The sequence below is a fragment of the Aliikangiella marina genome, assembly GCF_007004765.1.
Classification (GTDB): Bacteria; Pseudomonadota; Gammaproteobacteria; order Enterobacterales; family Kangiellaceae; genus Aliikangiella; species Aliikangiella marina.
This window is the reverse complement of the sequence record NZ_VIKR01000001.1, coordinates 1,477,085-1,502,941: the sequence shown is the minus strand read 5'-3', so window position 1 is coordinate 1,502,941 and position 25,857 is coordinate 1,477,085. Positions and strand designations below refer to the sequence as shown.

Sequence of the window (25,857 nt, the reverse complement as noted above, 5' to 3'; positions counted from 1 at the left end):
GGCTCCTTTTTTTGTGGTAATGTTTTTTACCACTGGAAACGTTGAATTAGACCGCTTTAGCTAAATGAAATGTGTGGATTATTATGGAATTCGAACAAATTAAATCGGAATTAGCCGCTTCGTATCAAGACTTTCGTCTCTCTACTGCTGAGAAGTATGCGCTTGTTGTGAGTTTTACTTCAATCAAGCACGATCACGAGAAGTTAAGCTATGCAAGAAACTACGCGTTTGAAGTGGTCAGCGAAAGTATTCGCAATGAAGAGGTATCAGCGAAGCTAGCGTTAAAGTGGTTGAAGGGCGTTGTTAAATCAATTGATCAAGTGCAACAGTCGAGCGGTGAAATAAAACAATCTGCTTACTTTAGCCCAGGAAAAGATTGTGAGAGAAAAATAATTCAACTAATCAACCAGGCTCAATTTGAAATTAAAGTTTGTGTTTTTACGATTTCTAACGACAAAATTAGCAAGGCTCTGGTTAAGGCGCACAAAGCCGGAGTTAATGTAAGAATATGCAGTGATAACGACAAGTCTCAGGACTTAGGAAGTGATATCGAGTTGATGGCTAAGAAAGGTATTGAAGTTAGACTCGATCAAACCGAAAATCACATGCATCACAAATTCGCAATATTTGACAATCAAACGTTACTCAATGGCAGTTACAACTGGACGAGAAGCGCCAGTGAATACAATGACGAAAATATCGTAGTGTCAAACGATTCGCGATTAATTGAGCGGTTCAATCAAGCGTTTTTGACGCTTTGGTCTAAGTGCAAGACATTTTAATTGTGCGTCTAAAGTATCAATTTTAATTTTAAGCGAGAATTTAATTCGCACTTACATTCTATTAAACAATTACCGCCAAGGTAGATTTAACTGTAATAAGGTCGTTTCTGCCATAACACGATAGTTTCAGCCATAAACAACCGCTCAAGTGTTAGTAATCGTTAAAACTTGAGACATTTCTCACACAAATAACCGTTTATTCCTCAATATTTTTTTTTAGTCTGGGTGTAGACTAAAGTAATAGTCTTCAGGCCAAAAAGCTAAATTAAATCTGATCTTTGAAAAATAAAAGAGAAGCGGCTGTGTCAATACACTATTTAAATAAATAGCTGATGGCTTTATTCGAGCGGTTTAAATTTCTGCAATGAACATTTCAACTCAGACCAAGAACGTGTCGACGCGGTCTGAAAGGAGAAAAGGATGTCTTATGTAAGAAGAGCAGGGGAGCCTATCTATCTTGAACCATTTGAACGTAAAGAGCGTTTAATCATCAGAGATGGTTTTTATTTCTATCGAACACGCGAGTGTCAATTTATTGGGCCTTTTGAAACGGCCAAAGATGCGGCGTCAGATCTCAATATGTTTGTCGAAATTAATCAAATCGAACAGCAAATACACACAATGATATGCTAATCACGTAAAAACTAATCAAGAATTGGAATCGTAAAAGCAAGCGTCAACGATTCTGTACCAGGGTTAATGTTTGAAATTCCTCCATTAGAAATATGTGAAAGCTTTAAACCGATTCGGAATTTGTGTGGCAATTCGTAGGCGATTTGTAAGCTGGAAATAAATTCTAGTTTATTCCCGAGCTGAATATCGTGACTATCTCTGAAATACCCGAGCCCTAAACTTGGGGTGAGCACAAACTGATTACCCAACCAAAAATCGTGCTGAAAACTTAAATAAGAATATTGTGCGCCTCCTTGGGTTTCATAAAAGCCAATGGCCGGAAGTAGTTCAAACCCTTTAATCTCAAAAGAATTATATTGTAACTCCATACCTAAAACATCTGCTTTTGCTAAGTTATCTGCAATACCAATACGACCAGCATTGACTGTGAGTTTCAGCGTATGGTTAACTTTTTTAACAACCTTAATCGGGTGGTTATCCTGTTTGCGATTGGTCAAGCTAATTTCTCTCGCTTGAAGAAAAGGCAAGTTTAAAACAATTAAACAAGCTGAGAGCGGTAAGAATTTAGTTAGAGTTTGTAATAGTTTTTTCCTCAAACAGTAAGAGGTTCGAGAAATTAGTTGCATTTTAAAGTCCTTTTTAAAATCGTAATGAATATTGTTTACTGGCGATGGGTGGTCATAAGGCGAGTTTAACCAATTTCATGGTTAATCTAAAAACGTCAGTAAAATAGAAGCCTCTGTTTAGTAAAAAACACGGATAGATTAATCAGTATGGATTATCTCAGTTTTCCATCGTGAATTAAACGTTGGTTAGTTAAAGTTACTAGAGCACTAAATTAGTTGAAATAAAACATCAACTAAGGGATAGAGACTTTGTTTTCGCTTGCTGAGAAACCAAGGTGTAGGGGTGTTAACCAGTTTTAACCTAAGTAGTTGAAAGTGTTGCCGCTCATCCTTGAGCGAGATTATCCAAAGCAGATATCGATTTATTTCACCTATGCATTAAAACTATGCATTAAACCGTTATGTCAAGCTGGCTACCAAGGTTGCTGTCTGCACTGTTTTGGTCTTGTTGTTCGATTGTGTTTTGTTCATTGGCTCTGGATTGCGCCAATCTTGCATCATTTTCGAGCGCGTCAGCCTGATTTGCTGCGGCAACGGGCTCCGCAGTTGTGCCTCTGTCTGCGGCTTCAACCGCTTGAGATTGGATTTCTTCTAACTGGTTAGATTGCTGTTGGGGTCTTTCATCTTGAGTTCTCTCAACCGATTGTTGATTGTTAAAGCTTATATTGGAACTCGTAATCGGTGGTAAAGCCATTTTATACTCCTTGATGTTTCAGATACATCATTGAAAGAACAGTCACCAGTGTCACTCACTAGATCTGTAAATTAATAATTGAGCCAATGCTACTTTGGCGCTGCAGTTCAAAGCGTTTGCGATTGATTTCTAATTCCTTGCGCTGTAATAAGTTAATTTCTTGCTCAATGGATCGTTCCTGTTGCGCTAGGTCCTCTTGGCGCACTCGAATTTGTTGTTGCTGTTGATTTAAATTACGTATTTGACCGGGCAACTGATCAATCGTTTCACTGGCGGGAAGCGGTTGATTTTGGTTGCTGAGATTAGCGGCCTGCTCGGAGATTGAGACGAATGGGCTCTCGATTCTGCCTTCTTCAGAAACAGAAATAACCGATGCTGAATTAGTGAGGTTACGGCTCGTCCGAAGACTACTAGCCGTCGAAACAGGCGTTATGTTGCCATTTATTTGAAACGAACTCGAGCCGAGCGGCTGCGCGCCAGAATTAACGATACTTGTTTGAGATATTGAAAGTGGCAATACACATTCCTCTCTAAGTTATTAATATTGTATCAAATTAAGCACTTGTCTTGGTGTCGTCTGGATAGAGTTTTAGGAACGTTTGATCGCAAAATCAGAGGCTTTTAAAATTTTCCGATATAACAACGAATAGGCCGTTAGATTTTTCTTATACAAAAAAAGGCTGCGGAAGCAGCCTTTAGACTTTGCTGGTTATTGGTCTACTATTCGTTACCATGCTGCCAGCGGGCTAACATCTGCTTCGTAATCGACATTTTCAAAACCAAATCCAAACAGATGGAGAAAATCTTGGTGGTAACCAGCGTAATCGCCAAGCTCAGGGAAGTTTTCGGTAGTGACTTGTGGCCAAATTGCTTTTATTTTGTCTTGAATCTCATCATTGGTCTCTACAGTATCCATTCTCAATCGATTCACTTCGTCTACGGGAGGCGCTTCTTTAAGTAGCAGTGTATTAAACAGGCCATATATTTGTTCGATAACCCCTTCGTGACAATGCTCATCTTTCATCACTTGATACATCAAAGAGATGTAGAGTGGCATAACTGGGATTGCAGAGCTTGCTTGAGTAACAACTGCTTTAAGCGAGGTAACATATGCCTTAACGTTTTGGTATTGGCTATTGATTGCTGATGATGCGCGGTCAAGATCTTCTTTTGCTTTTCCGATAGTCGCGTGACCATAAATCGGCCAAGTGAGTTCTTTACCAATATAAGTGTAGGCCGTTGTGGTGCAGTTATCGCTTAGAACGTTAGCTTCTGTAAGCGCTTTAATCCATAGCTCCCAATCTTCGCCACCCATGACTTTAACCGTGTTATCAATTTCATCTTGATTAGCGGGTTCAAGGGTGACTTCATGAACGATCTCTTTATTGGTATCAAAAGTCTTGGTAGTGTAAGTTTCACCTACTGGCTTCAACGAAGAAACGTAAGCTTCACCGGTGTCTGGATCATTTCTTCTCGGCGAAGCTAAGCTGTAAATAACGAGGTCGACTGAGCCTAAGTCAGATTTAATTGCTTCAATAACCTGCTTTTTCATATCATGAGAAAAAGCATCTCCGTTAAGGGTTTTGTAATACAAACCTGCTTTTTCCGCTTCTTGATGAAAGGCTGCTGTGTTGTACCAGCCTGCGGTTCCAGTTTTTCGCTCAGTCGGCTCTTTTTCAAAGCAAACCCCGAGCGTTTTTGCGCCAGCGCCAAATGCTGCAGTAATTCGAGAAGCCATCCCATAGCCAGTCGAACAACCGATGACTAATACATTTTTAGGGCGGTCGCTCAATTCGGCTTGGGATTTAACGTAGGCGATTTGGCGTTTAACACTTTCGGCACAACCGACTGGATGGGCATTTGTACAAATGAAACCTCTAATTTTTGGTTTTATGACCATAATTTGCTTAATCCTTAAATGGTTAAGAGCCCCTCATAAGAAAAGGGTTAATAAAAAATTATGCGCATGTTACCCCGCCAAAGCACGATTGAAAAGCAGATTTCAAGAGGTCGGGTATGTTGCTCGAAAATAAAAAAGCCCGCATTGTGCGGGCTTTACTTCAGAACTCAACCTGGTTTATTTGGTGATCGGAAAACCTCGATCTCGCATCAAGGCTTCGACTACGGCATCTCTTCCGCGGAAGGCGCGGTAAGCATCAGCAGGATCAACTGCATTTCTGACGCTAAACAAGTGTTCTACCAGTTTGGCTGCCACTTCTTTGTCGTAAAAACCACCCGGTGCCTCAGCAAAAGCTTCAGCCGCATCAGAGGTCAACACATCTGCCCACATGTAACCATAGTAGCCAGCAGAGTATCCTTCGCCACTAAAAATGTGTCCAAAGTGAGGGGTTCTATGACGCATAACTAATTCCTCTGGCATATTTAGCGCCGTTAAGTTTTCTCTTTCAAACTTGTCTGCGTCGATGCCTGTTGGATCGGTGGTGTGTAATTTCATGTCAATCAAAGCCGACGCTAAGTATTCAGTGGTTTTAAAACCTTGGTTGAATGTCGCCGCTTTTTTGATTTTTGCGACGAGTTCTTTTGGCATCGGTTTACCGGTTTCATGATGGACTAAGAATTTATTGATAACTTCGTCGGTCGAGAGCCATCTTTCCAGGAGTTGAGATTGGAACTCAGTGTAGTCTCGAACGCCGCCATTGAGTGTTGGGTAAGCGACTTTAGACGAAAGCGAGTGAAGCGCATGGCCGAATTCATGGAAGTAGGTTTGAGCGTCGTCCCATGAAATAAGCACCGGTTTGCCTGGTTCGCCTTTGATAAAGTTTGAATTGTTTGACGATAACACGTTTTCTTTACCATCAAATGTTGAGTGAGAGCGGTAACTCGTTGCCCAAGCACCAGAGCGTTTGCCTTTGCGTGCAAACGGGTCTAAATACCAAAGGCCAATGTTCTCGCCGCTGGTTTTGTCGGTGACTTCCCAAACGCGAACGTCAGGGTGAAAAACTGGTACGCTTCCATCAGTAACTTCTTTAAAGTCAAAGTTAAAAAGTCGACCGGCAACATAAAACATTGCGTCTCTTAATTTATCCAGCTGAAGGTACTGTTTTACTTCGCCTGAATCCAATGCATATTTCGCTTTTCGAACTTTCTCTGCATAGAAACGGTAGTCCCAAGGTGCTATTTTAATATCAGCACCTTCGGCGTCCGCAAGCGCCTGCATATCAGCGACTTCTTCTTTGACTCTTGCAATAGCGGCAGGCCAGACAGTTTCCATAAGCTTAATGGCATTTTCAGGCTTTTTCGCCATGCGGTCTTCTAATCGCCATGAGGCGTAATTTGGATAACCTAACAAGTTAACCCGTTCATGTCTTAGTTGGAGGATTTCTGCAATTAACGCGTTGTTATCATGTTCATCACCGTTGTCACCTCGGTTGTAATAGGTTTCCCAAACTTTCTTACGGAGTTCTCTTTCCGTCGAGTAAGTCAAGAATGGGTCCATGGAGGAGCGAGTGTTGGTTATCGCATATTGTCCTTCCTTGCCGCGTTCTTTGGCTGCAGCAGCGGCTGCGGAAATAATCGACTCCGATAGCCCGCCGAGCTGATCTTTGGTTAAATAAGTCACATAACCTTCTTCATCTGCGAGTACATTATTGGCAAATTTTGTGTGTAATTCAGCAAGACGTTGATTGATTTCAGCGTAGCGTTTCTTGCCATCGGCATCCAAGGTAGCGCCGTTTCTAGCAAAACCATTGTAGGTTAATAATACTAGCCGTTGTTGATCGGGACGGAGGGTTTTAGTGGTTTCGTCTTCGTAAACGGCTTTAACGCGAGCGAAGAGCTTTTCATTTTGGTTGATCTTAGAGAAATAAGCCGACAATTTTGGTGCCATTTCTCTCTGGATTTCTCTGAATTCAGGCGACGACATATTGGAACTCCAGATACCCCAGTAAGTAAAAATACGACCGAGGACATCGCCGGCTTTTTCCATCTCTACAATGGTATTCTCGAAAGTTGGTGGTTCGGGGTTGTTGGCGATAGCTTCAATTTCGGCCATATTCAACGCCATTCCTTTTTCCAACGCAGGTTTGAGATCTTCAAGCTTTACCTTATCGAAAGCAGGGACTCCCTGAAATGGGCCAGTCCATTCGCTTAAAAGCGTATTATCGGATTTCATTGCGGCTGCAGATTCAACCTTTTGCGCAGCTTCGGCTTTAGGGGCTTTTTTGGCTACTTCTGCCGCCTTTTCAGTTGATTGGTCACAGGCTACGAGTAGTCCTGAGACCAGACTAGCGGTTAATAAGAGTTTGAGTTTCATAAGTTTCAGTTTCTCCCTTAATCGATACATTATTGTTTTAATAATTGCACGATAACATACATCCTCCGATATCTCCTGGCTAGGCCTAATTTGTAAATAAGCGTTTGGGTTGTCAGCAGATTTTGTTGGTGGTGGCGAATGTTGAAGCGTATTATTAAAACAAAGTGCTCCAATCAACGCAGATAGCCAATACATTTATCTCAGTTGGTCAATTTGGCGCTCAATGTTTTGAGTATATCTGCTATAAACGAAGCGTATATAAGCGGTTATTTTTATTGCATTTCTACGTTTTTACGATTTATTAATAGGCTAAAAATCTGTATAATTCGCGCCGTCTGAACTAGTCTTTATCTGAAGTTTTCGCAGGCTTAGCGCTTGCTTAAGAGGAGAAGTACTTTAATCCTCTTGAAAACGCGAGATATCAACATCATGAGGAATCCAAGAGTGTTACAAGAATACCGTAATCACGTCCAAGAAAGAGCCGAGCAGGGAATTGTCCCTAAGCCACTATCACCAGAGCAAACAGCGTCTCTGGTCGAACTGTTGAAAAACCCTCCAGCGGGAGAAGAGGAGTTCTTACTCGACTTATTAACCAACAGAATTCCAGCAGGTGTTGACGAAGCTGCGTATGTAAAAGCAGGGTTTTTAACCGCAGTAGCCAAAGGCGAAGCCAGTTCACCGATTGTCGATAAACAAAAAGCGGTTGATCTCTTGGGCACTATGTTAGGTGGATACAATATCTCCACCTTGGTTGAATTGCTTGATGATGAAGAGTTAGCGGCGACGGCTGCAAACGAGTTAAAGCACACGCTACTCATGTTTGATGCGTTTCACGATGTGGCCGATAAAGCGAAAGCTGGCAACGAGCATGCTAAAAGCGTTATTCAAAGTTGGGCCGACGCTGAATGGTTTAAAGCAAGAAAGCCGCTTGAAGAAAAAATCACTTTGACCGTTTTCATGGTACCGGGCGAGACCAATACTGATGATTTGTCGCCAGCCCAAGATGCATGGTCAAGACCAGACATTCCGCTACACGCATTGGCGATGTTAAAAAATCCTCGAGAAGGATTAGACGGTAATCCGCTCGAAGTCATTGAAGAACTTAAAAAGAAGGGCCATCCGGTAGCTTATGTGGGTGACGTGGTTGGAACGGGATCATCGAGAAAATCAGCTACAAACTCGGTTCTATGGCACATGGGTGATGATATTCCATTCATCCCTAACAAGCGTGCGGGTGGCTTTTGCCTCGGCGGTAAAATTGCCCCGATATTCTTTAATACAATGGAAGATGCCGGTGCATTGCCGGTAGAAGTTGACGTCTCTAAACTAGAGATGGGTGATGTCATCGATCTCTATCCTTATGCCGGAAAAATTGAGAAAGACGGAGAGGTTGTTGCTGAATTCCAATTAAAAACTGAAGTTTTATTAGATGAAGTGCAAGCCGGCGGACGAATTCCACTGATTATCGGTCGTGGTCTAACGGCGAAAGCTCGGGAATTTTTAGGGCTAGACGCTGCCGACTTTTTCCGCCTGCCTGCGGAAGTCGTTAATACTGGCAAGGGCTTCACTTTGGCACAAAAAATGGTTGGTAAAGCCTGCGGCGTTGAAGGTGTTCGCCCAGGACAATACTGTGAACCCACAATGACAACGGTCGGTTCGCAAGATACTACCGGACCAATGACCCGCGATGAATTAAAAGACCTAGCGTGCTTAGGATTCTCTGCTGATTTAACCATGCAATCATTTTGCCACACCGCAGCTTATCCAAAACCGATTGATATCGATACTCAGCATACGCTACCCGATTTTATTATGTCTCGTGGTGGTGTCAGCTTGCGCCCTGGTGATGGGATAATTCACAGTTGGTTGAATCGTATGTTGCTGCCCGATACGGTTGGTACCGGCGGTGACTCCCACACGCGATTCCCACTCGGGATTTCGTTCCCTGCGGGCTCTGGGTTGGTGGCCTTTGCTGCCGCTACAGGGGTCATGCCTCTTGATATGCCTGAGTCTGTATTAGTCCGTTTTTCTGGTGAAATGCAGCCTGGCGTGACCCTACGCGATTTAGTTAACGCGATTCCATATGCAGCCATTCAAGAAGGTTTGCTCACTGTCGCCAAAGAGGGCAAAAAGAATATTTTCTCCGGACGTATCCTCGAGATCGAAGGGTTGCCTCAATTGAAAGTAGAGCAAGCTTTTGAATTGTCAGACGCTTCAGCAGAACGTTCGGCAGCAGGGTGTACTATCAAGCTGGACAAAGAACCAATCATTGAGTACTTAAATTCAAACATCACCATGCTTAAATGGATGATCAGTGAAGGTTATGGTGATGCGCGCACGATTGGTCGACGTATTGAGAAAATGGAAAACTGGCTAGCTAACCCTGAATTAATGGAAGCCGACGGGGATGCAGAATATGCAGCAGTGATCGAAATTGATTTGAATGATATCAAAGAACCACTTCTAGCGTGTCCTAATGATCCTGATGATATTAAGCCACTTTCAGCAGTTGCTGGTGACAAAATTGATGAAGTCTTTATCGGCAGCTGTATGACTAATATTGGTCACTACCGCGCTGCAGGTAAATTACTCGAGAAGACTTCTAGTATCCCAACGCGTTTGTGGATTGCTCCGCCAACTAAGATGGACGAGCATCAGCTAATGCAGGAAGGCTTTTACAACATTTTTGCAACCGCCGGAGCAAGAACTGAAATGCCAGGCTGTTCACTCTGTATGGGTAACCAAGCGCGAGTCGCAGCTAATTCGACAGTCGTTTCGACTTCAACGAGAAACTTCCCAAATCGTTTAGGTAATGGTGCTGATGTATATTTAGCGTCTGCTGAACTTGCTGCAGTCTCATCGATACTCGGAAAGCTGCCGACTGTTGAAGAGTACATGAGTTACGCGAAAGATTTGGATACCATGGCCAAGGATATCTATCGTTACCTCAATTTCCATGAGATTGAAGACTTTAAGAAGTCAGCTTCTCAAGTGACCATTCCTGTGACTAATAAAGTGATACTCGACTAATTGATTATCACAAGAAACCTCAAAAGCACTCTTCGGAGTGCTTTTTTAATCCATCAGTCTCATTAAATCATTCCGTGTTTTTCAATCAATATTTTCGAAGATTATGAATCGCAAAAATTTAAACCAATGGCTTACTCACATTGAAAGTTTCCATCCAGAGGAAATTGAACTGGGACTGGCGCGAATCAAGAAAGTCGCCGAACGATTGAATTTGTTTGAGAATAATGGAAAAGTAATACTTGTTGGAGGCACCAACGGTAAAGGGAGTTGTGTTGCTGTTTTGGAGGCTATCGCGTTGATTCAGCATAAAAGTGTCTTGACTTATACTTCTCCGCATCTGGTTGAGTTTAATGAGAGAATTCGTATAAATGGCAAGCCAGTTACCGATGAGCAACTTGTGGCAGCTTTTGAAGCGATTGAAGACGCACGTCATGATACAGCTCTCACATTTTTTGAGTTTACGACTTTAGCAGCGTTAGTCATCAACCGAAATTTATCGCCTGATTTAGCTGTTCTAGAGGTCGGGCTTGGTGGTCGTTTAGATGCGGTGAATATCGTAGAACCAGAGGTTTCAGTTATTACCACGATTGGTTTGGACCATACTGATTGGCTCGGCGAGACGCTTATTGAAATTGCCGGAGAAAAAGCGGGAATCAGTCGGGCAAATAAGACTACATTAGTTGGTGATAAAGCCAGTTTGGAATTGTTGCAACAATTGCCAAGCTATCAAACATCTCACTTCCGATTAATATCGCAACCGACTCAAGTCGAGTCAGCGGCTATTAATGACACCACTCGTAACCCATATCAATTACTTGCGCAAAATATTCTCCTTGGCAAAGAAGCGTTTGATTTAGCCTTTAATACTAGGGTCGATGTTTCGGAGGTGTTGCCGCGCGTTGTAATCAATGGTCGATGCCAGGTTGTTTGTGAAGAGCCAACAGTGGTGGTTGATGTCGCTCATAATCCGCAAGCGGCAACCAACCTGGCTAGTCAGCTAACCACTCTAAAAGCGCAAACCCGATCCACCGGCATAGTCGCCATTTGTGGAATGATGAGAGACAAAGCCATAGCGGAGGTGTTTAATAATCTCGCTTCGGCAATATCAGAATGGCATTTCGTCGATCTCGAAATACCCAGAGCGGCAACAGCGAGTGAATTGCTGTCTGTCTATGACAGGTTGTCTAACAGTCAAAAAGCATTTGTCCATGAGTCAGTCAGCGACGCTTTTGAATCAGTTACAAATTCTCATGGTAAAGAACAAATGATTTTAGTATTTGGCTCTTTTATTACTGTTGGGAACATGATTCAATATATGAAACACAAGCAGTAGGTTGAAAATTAAGCGGTGGAAAACAGTCTTAAACAAAGAATAGTTGGTGCGGTTGTACTGATCGGCCTTGCCGTTATCTTCTTGCCGGCCATTCTCAAAGAGAAAACCGAGTCACAACCGTTTCAGTCAGAAATACCGCCTAAGCCGATTGAGTTGGTCGAACACCGTATTAGTGAAGAAGATACTCAAAAAAATCGCGAAGTCATTGGCAAGCTCGATCAAATTGCTGCAGAAAACCGCAAAAAAAGGGTGACAGACGCTACTATAGGCTCAGCTGATGAACCGGAACCAACTCAAAATAATCGCTCAACGAATCAAGGCATAGACCAAGCGAGTTCTTTATCTAACGAGCCAGTTGAAGCTCAAAATAAATCCGCTCAAGTGCAAACTGATGTTGCACAAGTGCCTGCGGAAACGATTGGGAAAAACTTCAAGGATGCAGCTTGGGTGGTTAAAGTGGCAAGCTTTTCAAACCTCGACAATGCCAAGAAGCTTGTCAAAAAACTCAAGGATGCGGGGCATAAAGCTTACCGCCGAGATGGTAAAACCGCACAGGGCAGAGCTATTTACCGGATTTATGTGGGGCCATACATTGAAAAGTCGGCTGCCGCTGCGCAATTGGCGACAATATCGTCACTTTCTCAAAGCAAGGCGATGCTTATTGCCTACGATCCAATTAAGCACTAAACGCTTGTAATATCTCGCGATCTCTCGTGCAAAGGTCGCTAATACATAGGGGTAAGCCGAGTCTTTAATTGGTTTTACCCATAGCACCAAGAATATATCCCTAAAGGCAATAACTTTTCTGTTGTAGCTGCAATTAATTTGTTAGAATCGCCCCAACTATTCAATAAAGAAAATAGACCATATGCAGTGGATCGACTGGGCTATTCTGATTGTTATTGGAATATCCGCTGGTATTAGCTTGTTACGAGGTTTTGTTAGGGAAGCGTTGTCGCTCGCAGGATGGATTCTGGCATTTTTCGTCGCTAAAGGGTTTTATGCAGACTTTTCGACTCTATTGGTCGATTATATCGAAACACCCAGTCTTAGGTTTGGTGTCGCTTGGGCGACTCTTTTTCTTTTAACGCTAACTGTTTCTGGCCTAATCAACTATGTCATTGGCCGGCTGGTTGAAAAAGCAGGTTTAAGCGGTATGGATAGAATTATGGGTATGGCATTTGGTGCCCTAAGAGGTGTATTAGTGGTAGCTTTGGCGATCATTACATTGCGGACTTTTACACCAGTAGAACAAGATAATTGGTGGCGCCAGTCACAATTAATCCCTCATGTTGAAATTATCGGCAAGTGGTTCTACGATCATCTCAAAGACTCTATTCCAGAAGTTAATTCAAGCTTATCAATCGGTAACAATTCCTGACTCTTTTAGAAGGTTTATAGATTATGTGTGGTATCGTCGGCATCTACTCAAATTCCCCAGTCAATCAAGGGTTGTATGATGCGCTAACTGTTTTACAACACCGCGGACAGGACGCTGCTGGTATCGTGACTTTGGATGAGGGAAAGATGTTCCTTCGCAAAGCTAATGGGCTTGTCAAAGATGTGTTTCATACTCGGCACATGCAACGCTTACAAGGAAATATTGGGGTCGCTCACGTAAGGTATCCAACTGCCGGCTGCGCGAGTTCAGCTGAAGCTCAGCCCCTGTATGTAAATTCTCCCTACGGTATCGTATTGGCGCACAATGGTAACTTAACTAACCAAGACGAGCTCAAGCAAGAGTTATATCAAACTGACAGAAGGCATATTAATACCAGTTCAGATTCTGAAATTCTCCTCAATGTGTTTGCCCATGAACTGCAGTTAGTTGCAGAGGACAAGCTAACCGAGAAAGACGTTTTTACGGCAATCGAGCAAGTATACAAACGTGTACGCGGTGCTTATGCCGCGGTTGCTTTGATCAATGATCATGGCATGGTTTGTTTTCGAGATCCTTATGGGATTAGACCCGTTGTTTTTGGTAAAAAAGAAGTCAATGGTAAAGCGGAGTATATGTTTGCATCCGAGAGTGTTGCATTGGACGCTTTGGAATTTGAGCTTGTTCGAGACGTCAATCCGGGTGAAGCAATCTATATTGATCCCGAGGGGAACCTCCATACTCGTCAATGCACGCCGGTATTAGAGTCAGCGCCATGTATTTTTGAACATGTGTATTTAGCGAGACCGGATTCATTTATTGATGACATCTCCGTCTATCGAGCGCGTTTGAGAATGGGTGAAAAGTTAGCCGACAAAATTTTACGTGAATGGCCGGATCATGATATTGATGTTGTTATCCCAATCCCCGATACTTCGACCACTAGCGCGATGGAATTAGCCAGCAAGCTCAATCTTAAAATGCGCCATGGTTTTGTTAAAAACCGATACATCGGGCGTACGTTTATTATGCCGGGGCAACAGATGCGTAAAAAATCGGTCAAGCAGAAACTCAATGCTATTGATTTAGAGTTCAAGGACAAAAATGTACTCTTAGTTGATGATTCAATTGTCCGCGGAACGACCAGTAAGCAAATTGTTGAGATGGCTCGAGAGGCCGGGGCGAGTAAGGTTTACTTTGCTTCCGCAGCACCCGCCGTTCGTTATCCTAATGTTTATGGGATTGATATGCCGTCGGCAACGGAATTAATTGCTCACGGACGCAGTGATAAAGAAGTGGAAAAACTGATCGGTGCAGATGGCCTAATTTATCAAGATTTAGAGGATTTAGTAGAGACTTGTCGAGAAGGGAATCCAAAGATTAAGCGCTTTGATACGTCGGTTTTTGACGGTAATTATGTAACAGGTGATATTGATGAGAGCTATTTGAATGCGCTTGATAGCAAAAGAAATGATTTAGCTAAAAACTCTAAAAAAGTAGAAATCATTGATGATGACAAAGAGTCGAATGATGAGACCTTTATGGAGCTTCATAATGTCGGAGGCCACTAGTGCTATCATGGATTTGTAGTAAGATCCTAAAATGGCGCGGATGGACTGTTATTGGCGAACAACCGAATCTCAAGAAGTATGTAATCATCGCAGCACCACATACTTCTAATTGGGATTTCTTTATTTTTCTTACGCTAAAGTGGTCATTAAAGCTACAGGTTAATTTCATTGGTAAACATACGATTTTTGTCGGTCCAGTTGGATGGTTTTTAAGAAAAATTGGTGGTCGACCGGTAAACCGAAACAGTTCGAAAAATCTTGTTGACGCAATCGTAGAAATTTTTGAAACCAGTGATGAGTTCATATTTGCATTAGCGCCGGAGGGTACTCGCAGTTATAAGGACCACTGGAAGTCAGGCTTTTATTATATTGCGGTGAAGGCGAAAGTACCGATTCAGCTCGCCTTTTTAGATGCAGAGAAAAAACACATCGGCTTTGGTCCATTAATTCAACCTTGTGGGGACCTTGACGAAGATGCGAAAAAGCTTGAGGAATTTTATAAAGATATTAAAGGATTTAAACCAGAGTTATTTAGCAAGATAAAGTTCACTCGATAAAAATTAATTAACTCAGCTAAATATCACAAATCGATTAGGGACCTAATGTTACTTAGATTGTTGGCTATCAGTGTTAGTGTATTGATATTGACGCAAACTCGCTTTGTGTTTGCCAACATTTATGACCACCGTTTTCAAGAAGCGTTTAGAGTGCAATCTTTATCGCTAGAGGAAGGTCTCTCGCAAAGCGTTGTCACTAGAATTATCCAAGACCAAGACGGTTATATTTGGATTGCCACTGAGGATGGGTTAAATCGTTTTGATGGCTATGATTTTCGCGTATTTCAACAAGAACATAATAATCCAGATTCAATCCACGACAGTTATATCCATCAGATTATTGAAGCGCCAGGTAAGGGGCTGTGGGTAGGTACCCAAAATGGTGTGAGTTTCTTTGACAAGACGACTCAAAAATTTACCCGAATAGAAGATCCCCAAGGCGACCTTCAAACCGCAATTCTCTCATTTGGCATTCCGCAATCTGGAAATCTATTTATCGGCTCTGAGAATGGCTTGTATTTATTAAATACACAAACTCAGCAAGTGGGCCCGTTTACTGACGAAGCTGGCCAAGTAATTGACGAAGAAATTGTCGCCATTGAAAGTTTTGAGAATCGTCTTTGGGTGGCGACTGAGTCGTGCATTTTTGAAGTCAGCGAAGAGCCGGGGCAAATTGTTTCGCTTTGTGATGGAGAGCTGGGATTTTGGCTGGCTGATAAAAGAGTTCGCCGCATTATATTTAAAAGAGGAAGCCTTTGGATCGGCACTAATAACGGTCTCATCAGATATGATTTAGTTGATAAAACGTTAGAGAGATTTCGTTCAGTGCAAGACGATCCCGACACCTTGTCGTCTAATTGGATTCAGTGGATGGATTTTGATGAGCAGAATAACCTTTGGATCGGCACTGCAGATGGCCTTAACGTTTATTGGTATTCTGAAGATCGGTTCCAACGATATAACTACTCGGCTTCGGAGAGGGAAGGCTTAACGGCAAATGATATCATGTCGGTCTATGTCGATCGGGATGGCCTCATTTGGATTGGTACCTACGCGGCCGGTGTTAATATTTTAGATCCGCAGCAATCAGGGTTTAAGTCGCTACTGTCTGAGTCTAATGTCGCTCAATTTGGCTCATCCAATACTGTTCATAGTATTGTGAAAGACAAAGATGAAAATCTTTGGTTAGCAACTTATCCTGGTGGCGTTGTTAAGCTCGATTTGATGACGGGCGAAGTCTCGCGACCGTTTTTCACTGAAGCGAGCGCGGTTAGCGATAGTTTCGAATATCCTTATTCGTTGATGGTAGATATCAATAATCGACTATGGGTCGGTACTTTTGAAGGTATCTTTGTTATCGATCTTAATTCGCAAAAATTTTTAAAAGCCGAAGTGAAACTGCAAGGGGAGACCGTGGAGTTTATCCCTTTTGTTTTTCAGATCTATGAAGACCATTCTGGCGTCATTTGGCTCGCAACCCGTGACGGACTTTTCCAAGTGGAAGAGTATTTGGTAGAGGAGAGTGTCATTACAGTCAGTTTGCTCAATATCCAACAAGAGGTTCCTTATAGTTTTCGCGATAGAAGTAGTCGAATTAGCACCATCATTGAAACTCGTGACGGAAATATGTGGTTTGGCGGCGTCAGCGGTTTGTTGAGGTATTCAAAACAAACAGAAGATTGGCGACATTTTGAATACCATAAAGGTAATGAGCAGTCACTTTCTCACGATGATGTGCAAGTGCTATTTGAAGATAGCCGAGGCATTTTGTGGGTTGGTACTGCCAACGGATTAAATAAAGTCAATCGAACCGATGATGATGAAGTCTATTTTGAGAGAATCACCAAAGAGCAAGGATTACCCAATAATACTATTTATGGGATTCTTGAAGATAACTTTAAACAGCTTTGGTTGTCGACAAACTTAGGGTTAGTAAGATTTTCCGGGCAAGCAGAGAGTATGCAGTCTTTCCGTCGCCGCGATGGCTTGTCGAGTGATGAATTTAACACTGCTGCCTATTTTGCAGATGGTGATGGCCTGCTTTACTTTGGTTCGATTAATGGTGTCACTGTTGTTGATAGCCGACTTCTTCTTGATGAGCCGGCCAAGCGAAAGCTATTACTCAGTGAAGTTAAAATTGGTGATCGCCAATTAGATGTTTATCCACTCAATCAAACAAGCACGCCGCTTATTGAAAAGCAGAAAGTAGAATCGACACTCAAAATATCAGTGACCGATTTATTTTATCGAAAGCTTGGTACCCAGTCTTATCGTTATCGGCTGTTAGGACTCGACGAAGACTGGGTGTTTTTAGATAAAGATAGGACTTTTATTCTCGCCGGTTTAAACGAAGGTAAATATATCATCGATATTCAGTCTCGAATTGGGAATGAACCTTGGTCAAAAAATAACTTGCGAATCGATCTGATCGTGACCTCTAGCTTATGGGAAAGTGAAGATATTTTCTATTTTTCTTCGGGCATTTCCGTTAGTTTACTATTACTATTGGCCTATATCTTTAATCGTAGTTATCGAGCTAGAGTTGCCAAGGCCGAAAACCGGGTAAAAATAGAAAGTGTTCGACTGAAAGAAGTTAAAAAGCAAAATGAAGAATTAAAATACGAACTTGAAGCAAAAGCAAATGAACTCACCTTAATCACAGATAAGCTTAATGAAGCGTCTCAAGTGGTTGATAGCTACCAATTCAGAGATTCTGTCAGTGGTTTCTATCGCTTTCAAAATATCAAACATCTATTAGCTGAAAAACGTTTCAAAGAAGAAGAGAAAGAGTTTAGTTTACTCGCTATGATCCATATTTCGGATTTAAATGAAATTAAACGAAAATTTGGTAATGTCGCTGCAGCAGAAGTCACCAATCAGATTGCGACGGAGTTGAAAAGACAATTTTCATCCGATACTTATTTCTGTTCGGTCGCTGATGATGCGTTTCTAATCTTAGCAAATAGTTATAAAGATAAGAGTTTAGCAACTAGGCTGATCCAGGCCCGGAACCGGATTGTACATAGTAAATATGTTGTCGCTAACGACATAACAGTGGGTAGTAATATCGGCCTATCATATTTAGATCTACTACCGCAGATTTTAGATGAGGCAGATTTGCTAGTGACGCTCAGTGAGTTGCTGATCGCATTTCATAAAAAACAAAATCCTCGTGATAAGTCAGGCGTATTGAGAATAGATGTCAATCGACGTTTAGAAGAGTTTAAGAATTTAAAGGCAAATTCAGACCTAGTGTTAGTTATCGAGGGAAATTGGCTTACCGGCCACTTTGTTTAAAATCAATCGAGTTAATTTATGATTAAAATCCGTCTTGTAAAACTTTTTACTTCAAGCTTTCTATCATTGGGGCTATTGATAAATTCGTCTACTGACGCTCAGGAACTTCCGCTTTTGGAGTTTAACTCTGTCATGTTTCCTGAGGTGGCTACCGCAGGGATGGTTGTATCACAAGAATCAAGAGCGACGGAAGTTGGTGTTAAAATTTTGGAGCAAGGGGGTAATGCCGTAGATGCTGCAATTGCTGTTTCTTTTGCTTTAGCGGTAACACTGCCGAGAGCGGGAAATATCGGCGGTGGTGGATTTATGATGATTTACGATAATCAAAAAAAGGAAGTGTCGGCATTAGATTATCGTGAAAAGGCACCTAAGGCGGCCTACAGAGACTTGTTTCTTGACGAGTCACTCAATGTTGATAATCGCAAAGCTCGTTACTCGATATTCTCCACCGGTGTTCCCGGTACTGTCGCGGGTATGGTTGAGGCACATAACAAATATGGGAAGTTACCTTTCGCCAAGTTAGTTGAGCCCGCCATTAAACTAGCACAATCAACTCAAATGACTTTAGCGATGTCGCAATCCTTTAATGCTCGAAAAAAATATCTATCGCGCGATCCTGCCAGTAAGGCAATTTTTACCAAAGCTGATGGCAGTAACTGGAAGATTGGTGATGAGTTTCAACAACCGCGTTTAGCCGAAACGTTAAAACTTATTGCAGAAACTAAGGGACGCGATTTTTATGAAGGCATTACTGCGCGACGTATTGCTGATTACTTTAAAGCGAACAATGGTCTGATAACGTTGGATGATCTAAACAGTTATCGCGCCGTGTGGCGAGAGCCAGTCTCAACGCAATACGGTGATTACGAAGTATTCTCAATGCCTCCACCGAGTTCAGGTGGAGTACATTTAATTCAATTGCTTAATATAATGCAAAATTTTCCGATTGATAAGGCGGGACCGAATAGTGCCTTCACAACGCATATCAAAACTGAAGCGATGAAGCATGCCTATGCAGATAGAAGCGAGTATTTAGGCGATCCGGATTTTGTTAAAGTACCCGTTAAAAAACTCATCGACCCAAAGTATGCGGATTCAATTGCAAAACAAATCTCGCTCGATAAGGTGATTCCGACCGATACGATTAAGCCCGGTCAATATCTTGATACGGAAAGCCCACAAACTACGCATTTCTCGGTAATGGACAAAGATGGCAACATCGTTTCCAACACCTATACCTTAAATTTTAGTTTTGGAAATGGTAAAAGTATTCCGTCAGTCGGTATGCTGTTAAATAACGAAATGGATGACTTCTCTGCTAAGCCTGGTACGCCAAATGGTTATGGGCTCTTAGGCGGGGACGCTAATGCTATAGCGCCAGAGAAAAGACCTTTGAGCTCGATGACGCCGGTTGTTGTTTTGAAAAACGATGAGCCTTGGCTGGCGACTGGTAGTCCTGGGGGTAGCCGAATTATATCGATTGTTTTTAACTTTTTAATTAATCGAATGGTTTTTGATATGAATATTGCCGAAGCGACTATTCAACCGCGAATTCATCACCAGTGGTATCCTGATAGACTCTCGGTCGAAAAAGGCTTTCCAAAAGATAGCGCAAAGTTACTGCAAGAGATGGGGCATAATGTCCAGTTCAGAAGACCTTGGGGAAGCTCACATTCAATTGAGTTTCAGGGTGGTGTATTTATGGGCTTCGCCGATACTAGACGTCCTGGAGCTTCGGCTAAAGGAACCAATAAAGTCGAAGAGAAATAAAGTTAAGCATCCAATAAAAATATAAAAAAAAAGCCCGAGAATCTCGGGCTTTGTATTGCTAACTATAAAAGCACTGACTAGTCTTCTTTTTTCTTAACTTTAATATGCTTTTTTATGATTTTTTCAACGTTTTCGCTTCCATCGCCTTCTACAATCACTTCTATATTCGAATCGCCATTTGAATGCCATTCAAATTCTTTGTCACCAGTCACAAATTGAAAGCCATCAGTAACGTTGACCAATTGGATACTATGTTCATTAAATGAGAGTTCTTTCTCAATACCGGCAGCTTTAAAAGCGTCTTTGATAATTTGTTTTTGAGTCTCATCTAACTTAACGCCAGAAATTTGCACAGTATCTTTGTGGATTTGATGGATTGCCGATGAGCCATGAATTCTAGCACCAAGATTACCGCTAAAGGAGGGGAGTTTAATCGTCTTGCCATCGACATCAACGGTTAAACCTTCTTCCGTCTTGGTGACCAAAACATTATTCCCGGATTGAGTCGTGATAGATTTAGACTCTCCAACTTGCAATTCCGGTAAATCAAACGCTTCGACGTTACCGTCGATTTCTAAGTCGACTACTGCATTTTCGTCGTTTGATTTATTCACTTGAATCATCACCATCTTTGGTTCTTGATCGGATGCGCTGATAACCAAACTCGACATTGCAAAGGTACCAACTGCAAATGCAAAGAGGGTGTCTTTTAATTTTTTCATCATTGAAAAGCTCCTAAAATATGATTGAAATATATTGATTAACGGTTTCAATATAAAGTTATCAATTATCGTGCCACATTTTTAATTGGTGAATCCTTGTATATCGGGTAATTTAGCCTGCCGCATCACAGGTAATTTCCTCATATGGGGAAATGGGTACTGATTTCGGCAATTATTTAATTCCATGTTTCTCCAAGCGGTAGAGAAAGGCTTTATATCCGAGGTTTAAAAGTTTAGCTGCTTGTGTCCGGTTATTATTACAATGACTTAACGCTTGTAACAAACAATCTTTCTCATGACTTTCCCAATCGATACCGTTTGCAGGCAGGGAAAACGTATCGATATCTTTAGGTGAATTTAGTTCTAAGTCTTCAACATCTTGCAGCTGAATCACAGTATCCATTGAGAGTAACACTAATCTTTCGATAACATTTCTAAGTTGCCTAACATTCCCTGGCCAAGCATAGGCCAATAGGGCTTTGAAAGCTGCCGCGGAAAGTTTTTTAGGCGTTACATTGTGTTGTTGAGAAAACAGTTCAATAAAGTGATTGATGAGCGGGACTAAATCATCTTGTCGATGTCTTAGTGGTGGGATAGTTACCGGAATTACATTGAGTCGATAGTAAAGATCTTCACGAAAAGCTTGCTTCGCCACCTCTTCTTCGAGATCGCGATTGGTTGCCGTGACCACTCGAACATTTAATTTGATCTCGTCGTTAGAGCCAACTCTAGTAATTGTTCCTTCCTGCAAAAAGCGGAGTAGTTTACTTTGTAGGATTAATGGTAACTCGCCAATTTCATCGAGAAAAATTGTACCATGATTAGCAGCTTCAAATTTTCCTATTCTTGTTTTACTAGAACCCGTATACGCACCTTTTTCTGCGCCAAATAATTCTGCTTCGGCAAGACTCTCCGGGATAGCTGCGCAATTGACGGGGAGAAATACACCATCTTTTCTGTTAGACAGCTGATGAATAGCTCTCGCGGCGAGTTCTTTACCGGTTCCACTTTCTCCAGTAATCATTACAGTGGCCGACGTTGGAGCCGCTTTTTCTATACGCTGATATAGCTTATTCATCGCTGCCGAATGGCCGATCATTTCCAAGAGCTTCTGGCGATGTTTTGTCTCGTTCTTTAGTAGATTATTTTCAGCTTCAATCGATTGCGTGTACAGCAGTTTATTGATTGCAAAGAGTAAACTTTGCTTTTCAAATGGCTTGGCGAGGTAGTCATCCGCTCCCGCACGAATTATTCCTATCGCATGTGAAGCATCGCTATGCGCGGTGATCAAAATAAAACCACTCTGTGGCGAGTGTTGTTTAACATATTCAAGTAAATCTTCGCCGGATAAACCTGGTAATTTCCAGTCAGAAACGATGATGTTGTAGTTATTTTGAGCGAGTTGTTTTTGCGCTGCTTCAGCTGAATCAACATCGTCAACTTGATAGCCTACCGACTCTAAAGCGGTTCGAATTAACAGTCTTTGTTCTGCTTCATCTTCAACTAGCAATAGGTTTATACTACTGTTATTCAAGTGTTTATCCTCTATCCTGGAAAGTTAATGTTACTAAGCTTCCTTGTGGTTTTTGATTCGCTACGGTGAGGTCGCCTTGATATTTATATTTACTAATTCTATGTGCCAAATATAAGCCCATGCCCGCACCGTATGTTTTATTGGTGTTGTGTGGTGTGAAAAGGTTACTAAGAATTTTTTCAGAAAATCCACTGCCATGATCTCTTACTTGAAGTTCATAGCTATCATTCGACTGACTTAAAGTTAGTTGAATTGTTTCTTTGTTAGGAGAAGCTTCAACCGCGTTAGCAATGAGGCTATGAATTAATCCTTTTAATTCACTCTCTACGCCTTTAATCTGCCCTTGCGTGTTGTTATCGATGATTTCAAATGTTAGTCCTTTAGTGTCAGCCAGTTTGAAGTCATCAACAACAGACTGAACGATGTTTAAAGGACAAACCTGGGTAAGCAGCTCGTCTTTGCTTGTCATCAAATCCATCAGTGATTTAACCCAACCATCGATGCGTTTAATTTGGTTTTTAGCGATTACGGTGAACTCATGTTTTTTGTCTTCTTGCTGCGATTCAGAGAGTTCGTCTATCGCGAGGTTGAGTGTGTTTAATGGATTGCGAATGGTGTGCGCAAGTCCTTTTGAAATTTCGGTTATTTCATACAAGTGTTCTCTGTTTTTTAACGTCTCGTTTTGTTGTTGAAGTTCTACGATCTTTTTCGACATTTGATTAAAGGAATTGAGTGTCAGGGTGATTTCTTTACTGTTCCAACGGGATTCATCTTTTATTTGAGTACCAAATTCACCTTCGCCGATTTGGTGAGCTGCGACTTGCAGTGATTTTAGTGGCATCGCCAGTTTTGATGTGAAGAAAAAAGATAAAACTATGCCGAGGACTAAAAAACTTAGCGTCGAATACAACACCTTTTGTGAAAACTTCTCTAATGATTCGTCTATACCCGTTCTAGGTATAGGTATTTGCCATTGCTGCTGATCAGCGGTGAGTATTAAATGATCATCCTTTTGTTCATCAATGAGCTGAATGAAAACATCTTGTTTGATGCTTGATACCGCCTGACGCATCACCGCTGTATCGAGTTCAACGACTTGGTTGCCGATGGAATATGAAACGACTTCAACCTTAGGCTGTTCAAAGATTAAAGTTTTAGCGGTCGTTCGACTGACTTCAAAGGCTGACTCACCAACCTTCTTAGAAATATCTTGGCTAAACGAGGTTATTGACCACCATTGAAGGAGCATAATGCTTGATAACAATGCGGTAATAAAAATTAAACTAAGTTGACGAAACGACATTGCATAATCCATTAGGGTAAAGCTTCAAATAAGCAGACATCATGCCAATATTATTGAAGTAAAAATGTTATTGCTAATGATATGGCAAGCGTGCTTAATCAGCAATCCGCGAAGGCTAAGAGGTTAGCGGTCGAAATCGATCGAGAGCGAAATATCAATGATGATAAAAGTACATCATAGCGAAAAGCAATCCGCCTAGTGCAAAACCAATGAGTTCCCATTGATTCTTGATTACGCCTTGCTTCGACTGATTAACATTACCGGTTGGTTGATGATGGTGGTCATGTTCGGGAGAGGTGTGCATGCAGCCATCAGAATGTGGTTTATGAATGACTACATGGAGCAGCGAACCCGCGATAAAGGCCTGCGTGGCAGCAAGCGCCATGCTGTTATGTATCATATCCAGTGCTTGACTCGATAGATAGCCGAGAAAAGTGGTGAGTCCCATTAAAATGAGGGTAACAAGCGCATAACGCTCTCCAAGTAATGGCTTTAAAAGCCACCATATTGTTAAACCAATTGGAAGTCGGTGAAGAATTATGGCGATCGCAAGACTATTAAGCTCAGGTGTCTCTGACGCTTGGATAGCCATCCCATCAATAAAGGCATGCAAAAGCAGACCGATGATTCCTAATAAGATGGTCAACTTGTGAGTAGTATCAGCGGCTTTGCGAAACGATTTTTCGACAACCGTTGGACCGACAAAGCCAATTAAGCACAACAACACCGCAAAAACACTGATTGCTTGGTAACTCTGCGGGATGATCTCAAATAAGATCGTACCGACAACCACTACTAAGACGATCCCCGATACAATTTTGTCAGTACGACGCAGTGGCCCGAAAGTTTGATAAACTAGCGGCCCGACAAAGAGCGCGAAAATACACGCAATTAGTGCCAGCATTAGAGAAGCTTACCTGGGTTTAAAATGTTGTTTGGATCAAAAACTTTTTTAACTGCCTTCATCAAGGCTATTTCAGTATCGCTTCGCGAGTAGTTTAGATAATCTTTTTTCAGCAATCCGACACCGTGCTCGGCTGAAATACTTCCATTAAATCCTTTTAAAATCGAAAAAATTTCAGGGTTTGCCTTGGCGCAAGTCTCTTTAAATGTTTCTACGTCCATGTTTTCCGGCTTGAGAATATTCAGGTGAAGGTTGCCGTCACCGATGTGTCCAAACCAGATGTTTTCAAAAGCAGGGTAGTTTGTCGTTACAAACGAGTCAACTTGTTGCAAGAATTCACCAACAAGCGATGGTTTTACTGCGATGTCATTTTTATAGGGCGGATAATGCGCAATTGATTCGGAAATTCCTTCACGATATTGCCATAATTCCTCCGCTTGCTGATTGCTTTGACTAATAATCCCGTCTACTAACCAACCATTTTCAGCAGCCGATTCAAACGCCGCAAACGCTTTTTCCATTTCGGCTTCACCCGGACATTCAAATTCAACCAATACATAAAATTCAGCGCTGTCTGCAAATGGCGTTTTTAATTCTCGGTGTGCCATGACTTTTTCGAGCGCTTGTTGCGAAAAGAATTCGAATGCCATTAAATCAATATTGCTCTGAAAATGCTCCAACAAATGAGACACGCTGGGTAGGTCGCTAACAGCGAGTAGCATCACAGTGGGTTCTTGCGGCGGGTTAGCTAAACGCATTGTCGCCTGGGTTATGATACCTAGCGTACCTTCACTGCCGATCATTAAGTGGCGTAAATCATAGCCGGTCGCATTTTTTACGAGTGCATGATTAAGCTCAAGGATTTCTCCTTCGCTAGTCACGACTGTTAATCCTGCAACCCAGTCACGTGTGAGCCCATATTTGAGTACCTTAATTCCACCGGCATTGGTAGCGATGTTACCGCCGATCTGGCTTGAACCTGCAGAGGCAAAATCAACGGGGTAGAAGAGACCATTTTCACTGGCAAAGTCTTGCAGCTGTTGTGTGATTACGCCTGCCCCGCACTCGACTGTGCGATCGACTGGGTTAAAATTGGCTATCTGATTTAGTCGGTCTAATGACAAGACCAATTCTTGATTTGTCGCGACCGCGCCGCCGCTAAGTCCTGTTCGCCCACCTGATGGGACGATTGATACTTTGTTTGCTTGACACAGTTTAACAATCTCTGCGACTTCTTGGTTTGAACCAGGTCGAACCGCAACTATCGGGTCAGGTTGATAGAGTCGACTCCAATCTTGGCCATAGTTGTCCAGATCAGATTTGTCTGTTAAGACGTAATTATCGCCGATAATGTCTTTAAGTTGTCGAATCAAGTCACTCATAGCTAGTTTTCAAGTTGATAAATCAAGTTATTGAAGAGCAGGGTATTTTACTGTGTCCAGGTTACTAG

Annotated in this window: 20 protein-coding genes; 10 read left to right on the top strand and 10 right to left on the bottom strand. The window is 42.0% G+C overall.

Annotated features, from left to right (window positions below):
- Positions 1 to 83: 83 nt before the first annotated feature.
- Positions 84 to 782, top strand: a complete 699-nt coding sequence (locus tag FLL45_RS05955) for a phospholipase D-like domain-containing protein (protein WP_142941056.1) — start codon at positions 84 to 86, stop codon at positions 780 to 782.
- A gap of 420 nt (positions 783 to 1,202) precedes the next feature.
- Complete coding sequence (locus tag FLL45_RS05950; RefSeq protein ID WP_142941055.1) at positions 1,203 to 1,415, top strand: DUF6316 family protein; 213 nt, start codon at positions 1,203 to 1,205, stop codon at positions 1,413 to 1,415.
- Between the two features lie 11 nt (positions 1,416 to 1,426).
- Here FLL45_RS05950 and FLL45_RS05945 read toward each other — a convergent pair whose 3' ends face one another.
- The 5 genes from FLL45_RS05945 to FLL45_RS05925 all read right to left on the bottom strand — a co-directional run bounded on the left by FLL45_RS05945 (position 1,427) and on the right by FLL45_RS05925 (position 7,008).
- Positions 1,427 to 2,041 carry an acyloxyacyl hydrolase gene (locus FLL45_RS05945; protein ID WP_142941054.1) on the bottom strand — a complete coding sequence of 205 codons (615 nt, stop codon included), beginning with the start codon at positions 2,039 to 2,041 and terminating at the stop codon, positions 1,427 to 1,429.
- Between the two features lie 391 nt (positions 2,042 to 2,432).
- Entirely contained in the window at positions 2,433 to 2,735 is a 303-nt protein-coding gene (locus FLL45_RS05940; protein ID WP_142941053.1) for a hypothetical protein, read from the bottom strand.
- A gap of 58 nt (positions 2,736 to 2,793) precedes the next feature.
- Positions 2,794 to 3,252 carry a hypothetical protein gene (locus FLL45_RS05935; RefSeq protein WP_142941052.1) on the bottom strand — a complete coding sequence of 153 codons (459 nt, stop codon included), beginning with the start codon at positions 3,250 to 3,252 and terminating at the stop codon, positions 2,794 to 2,796.
- A 210-nt stretch (positions 3,253 to 3,462) separates the two neighbouring features.
- Positions 3,463 to 4,635: an enoyl-ACP reductase FabV gene (gene fabV / locus FLL45_RS05930; protein ID WP_142941051.1), complete on the bottom strand. Its 1,173-nt coding sequence runs from the start codon at positions 4,633 to 4,635 to the stop codon at positions 3,463 to 3,465.
- A gap of 177 nt (positions 4,636 to 4,812) precedes the next feature.
- Positions 4,813 to 7,008: a M3 family metallopeptidase gene (locus FLL45_RS05925; protein ID WP_142941050.1), complete on the bottom strand. Its 2,196-nt coding sequence runs from the start codon at positions 7,006 to 7,008 to the stop codon at positions 4,813 to 4,815.
- Between the two features lie 444 nt (positions 7,009 to 7,452).
- On the opposite strand from FLL45_RS05925, the gene acnB reads away from it, so the two are divergent.
- The 8 genes from acnB to ggt all read left to right on the top strand — a co-directional run bounded on the left by acnB (position 7,453) and on the right by ggt (position 19,944).
- Positions 7,453 to 10,038 carry a bifunctional aconitate hydratase 2/2-methylisocitrate dehydratase gene (acnB, locus tag FLL45_RS05920; protein WP_142941049.1) on the top strand — a complete coding sequence of 862 codons (2,586 nt, stop codon included), beginning with the start codon at positions 7,453 to 7,455 and terminating at the stop codon, positions 10,036 to 10,038.
- 103 nt (positions 10,039 to 10,141) lie between these two features.
- Complete coding sequence (locus FLL45_RS05915) at positions 10,142 to 11,371, top strand: bifunctional folylpolyglutamate synthase/dihydrofolate synthase (protein WP_142941048.1); 1,230 nt, start codon at positions 10,142 to 10,144, stop codon at positions 11,369 to 11,371.
- Between the two features lie 15 nt (positions 11,372 to 11,386).
- Entirely contained in the window at positions 11,387 to 12,058 is a 672-nt protein-coding gene (locus FLL45_RS05910) for an SPOR domain-containing protein (protein ID WP_142941047.1), read from the top strand.
- 181 nt (positions 12,059 to 12,239) lie between these two features.
- Complete coding sequence (locus FLL45_RS05905; RefSeq protein ID WP_142941046.1) at positions 12,240 to 12,752, top strand: CvpA family protein; 513 nt, start codon at positions 12,240 to 12,242, stop codon at positions 12,750 to 12,752.
- Between the two features lie 23 nt (positions 12,753 to 12,775).
- Positions 12,776 to 14,320, top strand: a complete 1,545-nt coding sequence (gene purF, locus FLL45_RS05900) for an amidophosphoribosyltransferase (RefSeq protein ID WP_142941045.1) — start codon at positions 12,776 to 12,778, stop codon at positions 14,318 to 14,320.
- Positions 14,320 to 14,877, top strand: a complete 558-nt coding sequence (locus FLL45_RS05895) for a lysophospholipid acyltransferase family protein (RefSeq protein WP_246075765.1) — start codon at positions 14,320 to 14,322, stop codon at positions 14,875 to 14,877. Before purF ends, FLL45_RS05895 begins: the two co-directional genes overlap by 1 nt.
- A gap of 45 nt (positions 14,878 to 14,922) precedes the next feature.
- Complete coding sequence (locus tag FLL45_RS05890) at positions 14,923 to 18,174, top strand: ligand-binding sensor domain-containing protein (protein WP_142941044.1); 3,252 nt, start codon at positions 14,923 to 14,925, stop codon at positions 18,172 to 18,174.
- A gap of 18 nt (positions 18,175 to 18,192) precedes the next feature.
- Positions 18,193 to 19,944: a gamma-glutamyltransferase gene (gene ggt / locus FLL45_RS05885; RefSeq protein WP_142941043.1), complete on the top strand. Its 1,752-nt coding sequence runs from the start codon at positions 18,193 to 18,195 to the stop codon at positions 19,942 to 19,944.
- 77 nt (positions 19,945 to 20,021) lie between these two features.
- Here ggt and FLL45_RS05880 read toward each other — a convergent pair whose 3' ends face one another.
- The 5 genes from FLL45_RS05880 to FLL45_RS05860 all read right to left on the bottom strand — a co-directional run bounded on the left by FLL45_RS05880 (position 20,022) and on the right by FLL45_RS05860 (position 25,789).
- Complete coding sequence (locus FLL45_RS05880) at positions 20,022 to 20,669, bottom strand: hypothetical protein (protein WP_142941042.1); 648 nt, start codon at positions 20,667 to 20,669, stop codon at positions 20,022 to 20,024.
- Between the two features lie 169 nt (positions 20,670 to 20,838).
- Positions 20,839 to 22,200 (bottom strand): sigma-54-dependent transcriptional regulator, encoded by a 1,362-nt coding sequence (locus tag FLL45_RS05875; RefSeq protein ID WP_142941041.1) that lies wholly within the window; start codon positions 22,198 to 22,200, stop codon positions 20,839 to 20,841.
- A gap of 4 nt (positions 22,201 to 22,204) precedes the next feature.
- Complete coding sequence (locus FLL45_RS05870; RefSeq protein ID WP_185964346.1) at positions 22,205 to 23,503, bottom strand: sensor histidine kinase; 1,299 nt, start codon at positions 23,501 to 23,503, stop codon at positions 22,205 to 22,207.
- 154 nt (positions 23,504 to 23,657) lie between these two features.
- Positions 23,658 to 24,407, bottom strand: coding sequence for a ZIP family transporter (locus FLL45_RS05865; RefSeq protein ID WP_142941039.1), 750 nt, complete (start codon positions 24,405 to 24,407; stop codon positions 23,658 to 23,660).
- On the bottom strand, positions 24,407 to 25,789 hold the full coding sequence (locus FLL45_RS05860; RefSeq protein WP_142941038.1) for an FAD-binding oxidoreductase: 1,383 nt from the start codon (positions 25,787 to 25,789) through the stop codon (positions 24,407 to 24,409). Before FLL45_RS05860 ends, FLL45_RS05865 begins: the two co-directional genes overlap by 1 nt.
- Between the last annotated feature and the right edge of the window lie 68 nt (positions 25,790 to 25,857).

What these genes read in the sequence shown, in the direction of transcription:
- FLL45_RS05915 (WP_142941048.1), top strand. Translation starts at nt 10,142, where the DNA reads ATGAATCGCAAAAATTTAAACCAATGGCTTACTCACATTGAAAGTTTC.
- FLL45_RS05940 (WP_142941053.1), bottom strand. Translation starts at nt 2,735, where the DNA reads ATGGCTTTACCACCGATTACGAGTTCCAATATAAGCTTTAACAATCAA.
- FLL45_RS05955 (WP_142941056.1), top strand. Translation starts at nt 84, where the DNA reads ATGGAATTCGAACAAATTAAATCGGAATTAGCCGCTTCGTATCAAGAC.
- FLL45_RS05925 (WP_142941050.1), bottom strand. Translation starts at nt 7,008, where the DNA reads ATGAAACTCAAACTCTTATTAACCGCTAGTCTGGTCTCAGGACTACTC.
- FLL45_RS05865 (WP_142941039.1), bottom strand. Translation starts at nt 24,407, where the DNA reads ATGCTGGCACTAATTGCGTGTATTTTCGCGCTCTTTGTCGGGCCGCTA.
- FLL45_RS05880 (WP_142941042.1), bottom strand. Translation starts at nt 20,669, where the DNA reads ATGATGAAAAAATTAAAAGACACCCTCTTTGCATTTGCAGTTGGTACC.
- FLL45_RS05860 (WP_142941038.1), bottom strand. Translation starts at nt 25,789, where the DNA reads ATGAGTGACTTGATTCGACAACTTAAAGACATTATCGGCGATAATTAC.
- FLL45_RS05905 (WP_142941046.1), top strand. Translation starts at nt 12,240, where the DNA reads ATGCAGTGGATCGACTGGGCTATTCTGATTGTTATTGGAATATCCGCT.
- FLL45_RS05950 (WP_142941055.1), top strand. Translation starts at nt 1,203, where the DNA reads ATGTCTTATGTAAGAAGAGCAGGGGAGCCTATCTATCTTGAACCATTT.
- ggt (WP_142941043.1), top strand. Translation starts at nt 18,193, where the DNA reads ATGATTAAAATCCGTCTTGTAAAACTTTTTACTTCAAGCTTTCTATCA.
- FLL45_RS05890 (WP_142941044.1), top strand. Translation starts at nt 14,923, where the DNA reads ATGTTACTTAGATTGTTGGCTATCAGTGTTAGTGTATTGATATTGACG.
- FLL45_RS05945 (WP_142941054.1), bottom strand. Translation starts at nt 2,041, where the DNA reads ATGCAACTAATTTCTCGAACCTCTTACTGTTTGAGGAAAAAACTATTA.
- purF (WP_142941045.1), top strand. Translation starts at nt 12,776, where the DNA reads ATGTGTGGTATCGTCGGCATCTACTCAAATTCCCCAGTCAATCAAGGG.
- fabV (WP_142941051.1), bottom strand. Translation starts at nt 4,635, where the DNA reads ATGGTCATAAAACCAAAAATTAGAGGTTTCATTTGTACAAATGCCCAT.
- FLL45_RS05870 (WP_185964346.1), bottom strand. Translation starts at nt 23,503, where the DNA reads ATGTCGTTTCGTCAACTTAGTTTAATTTTTATTACCGCATTGTTATCA.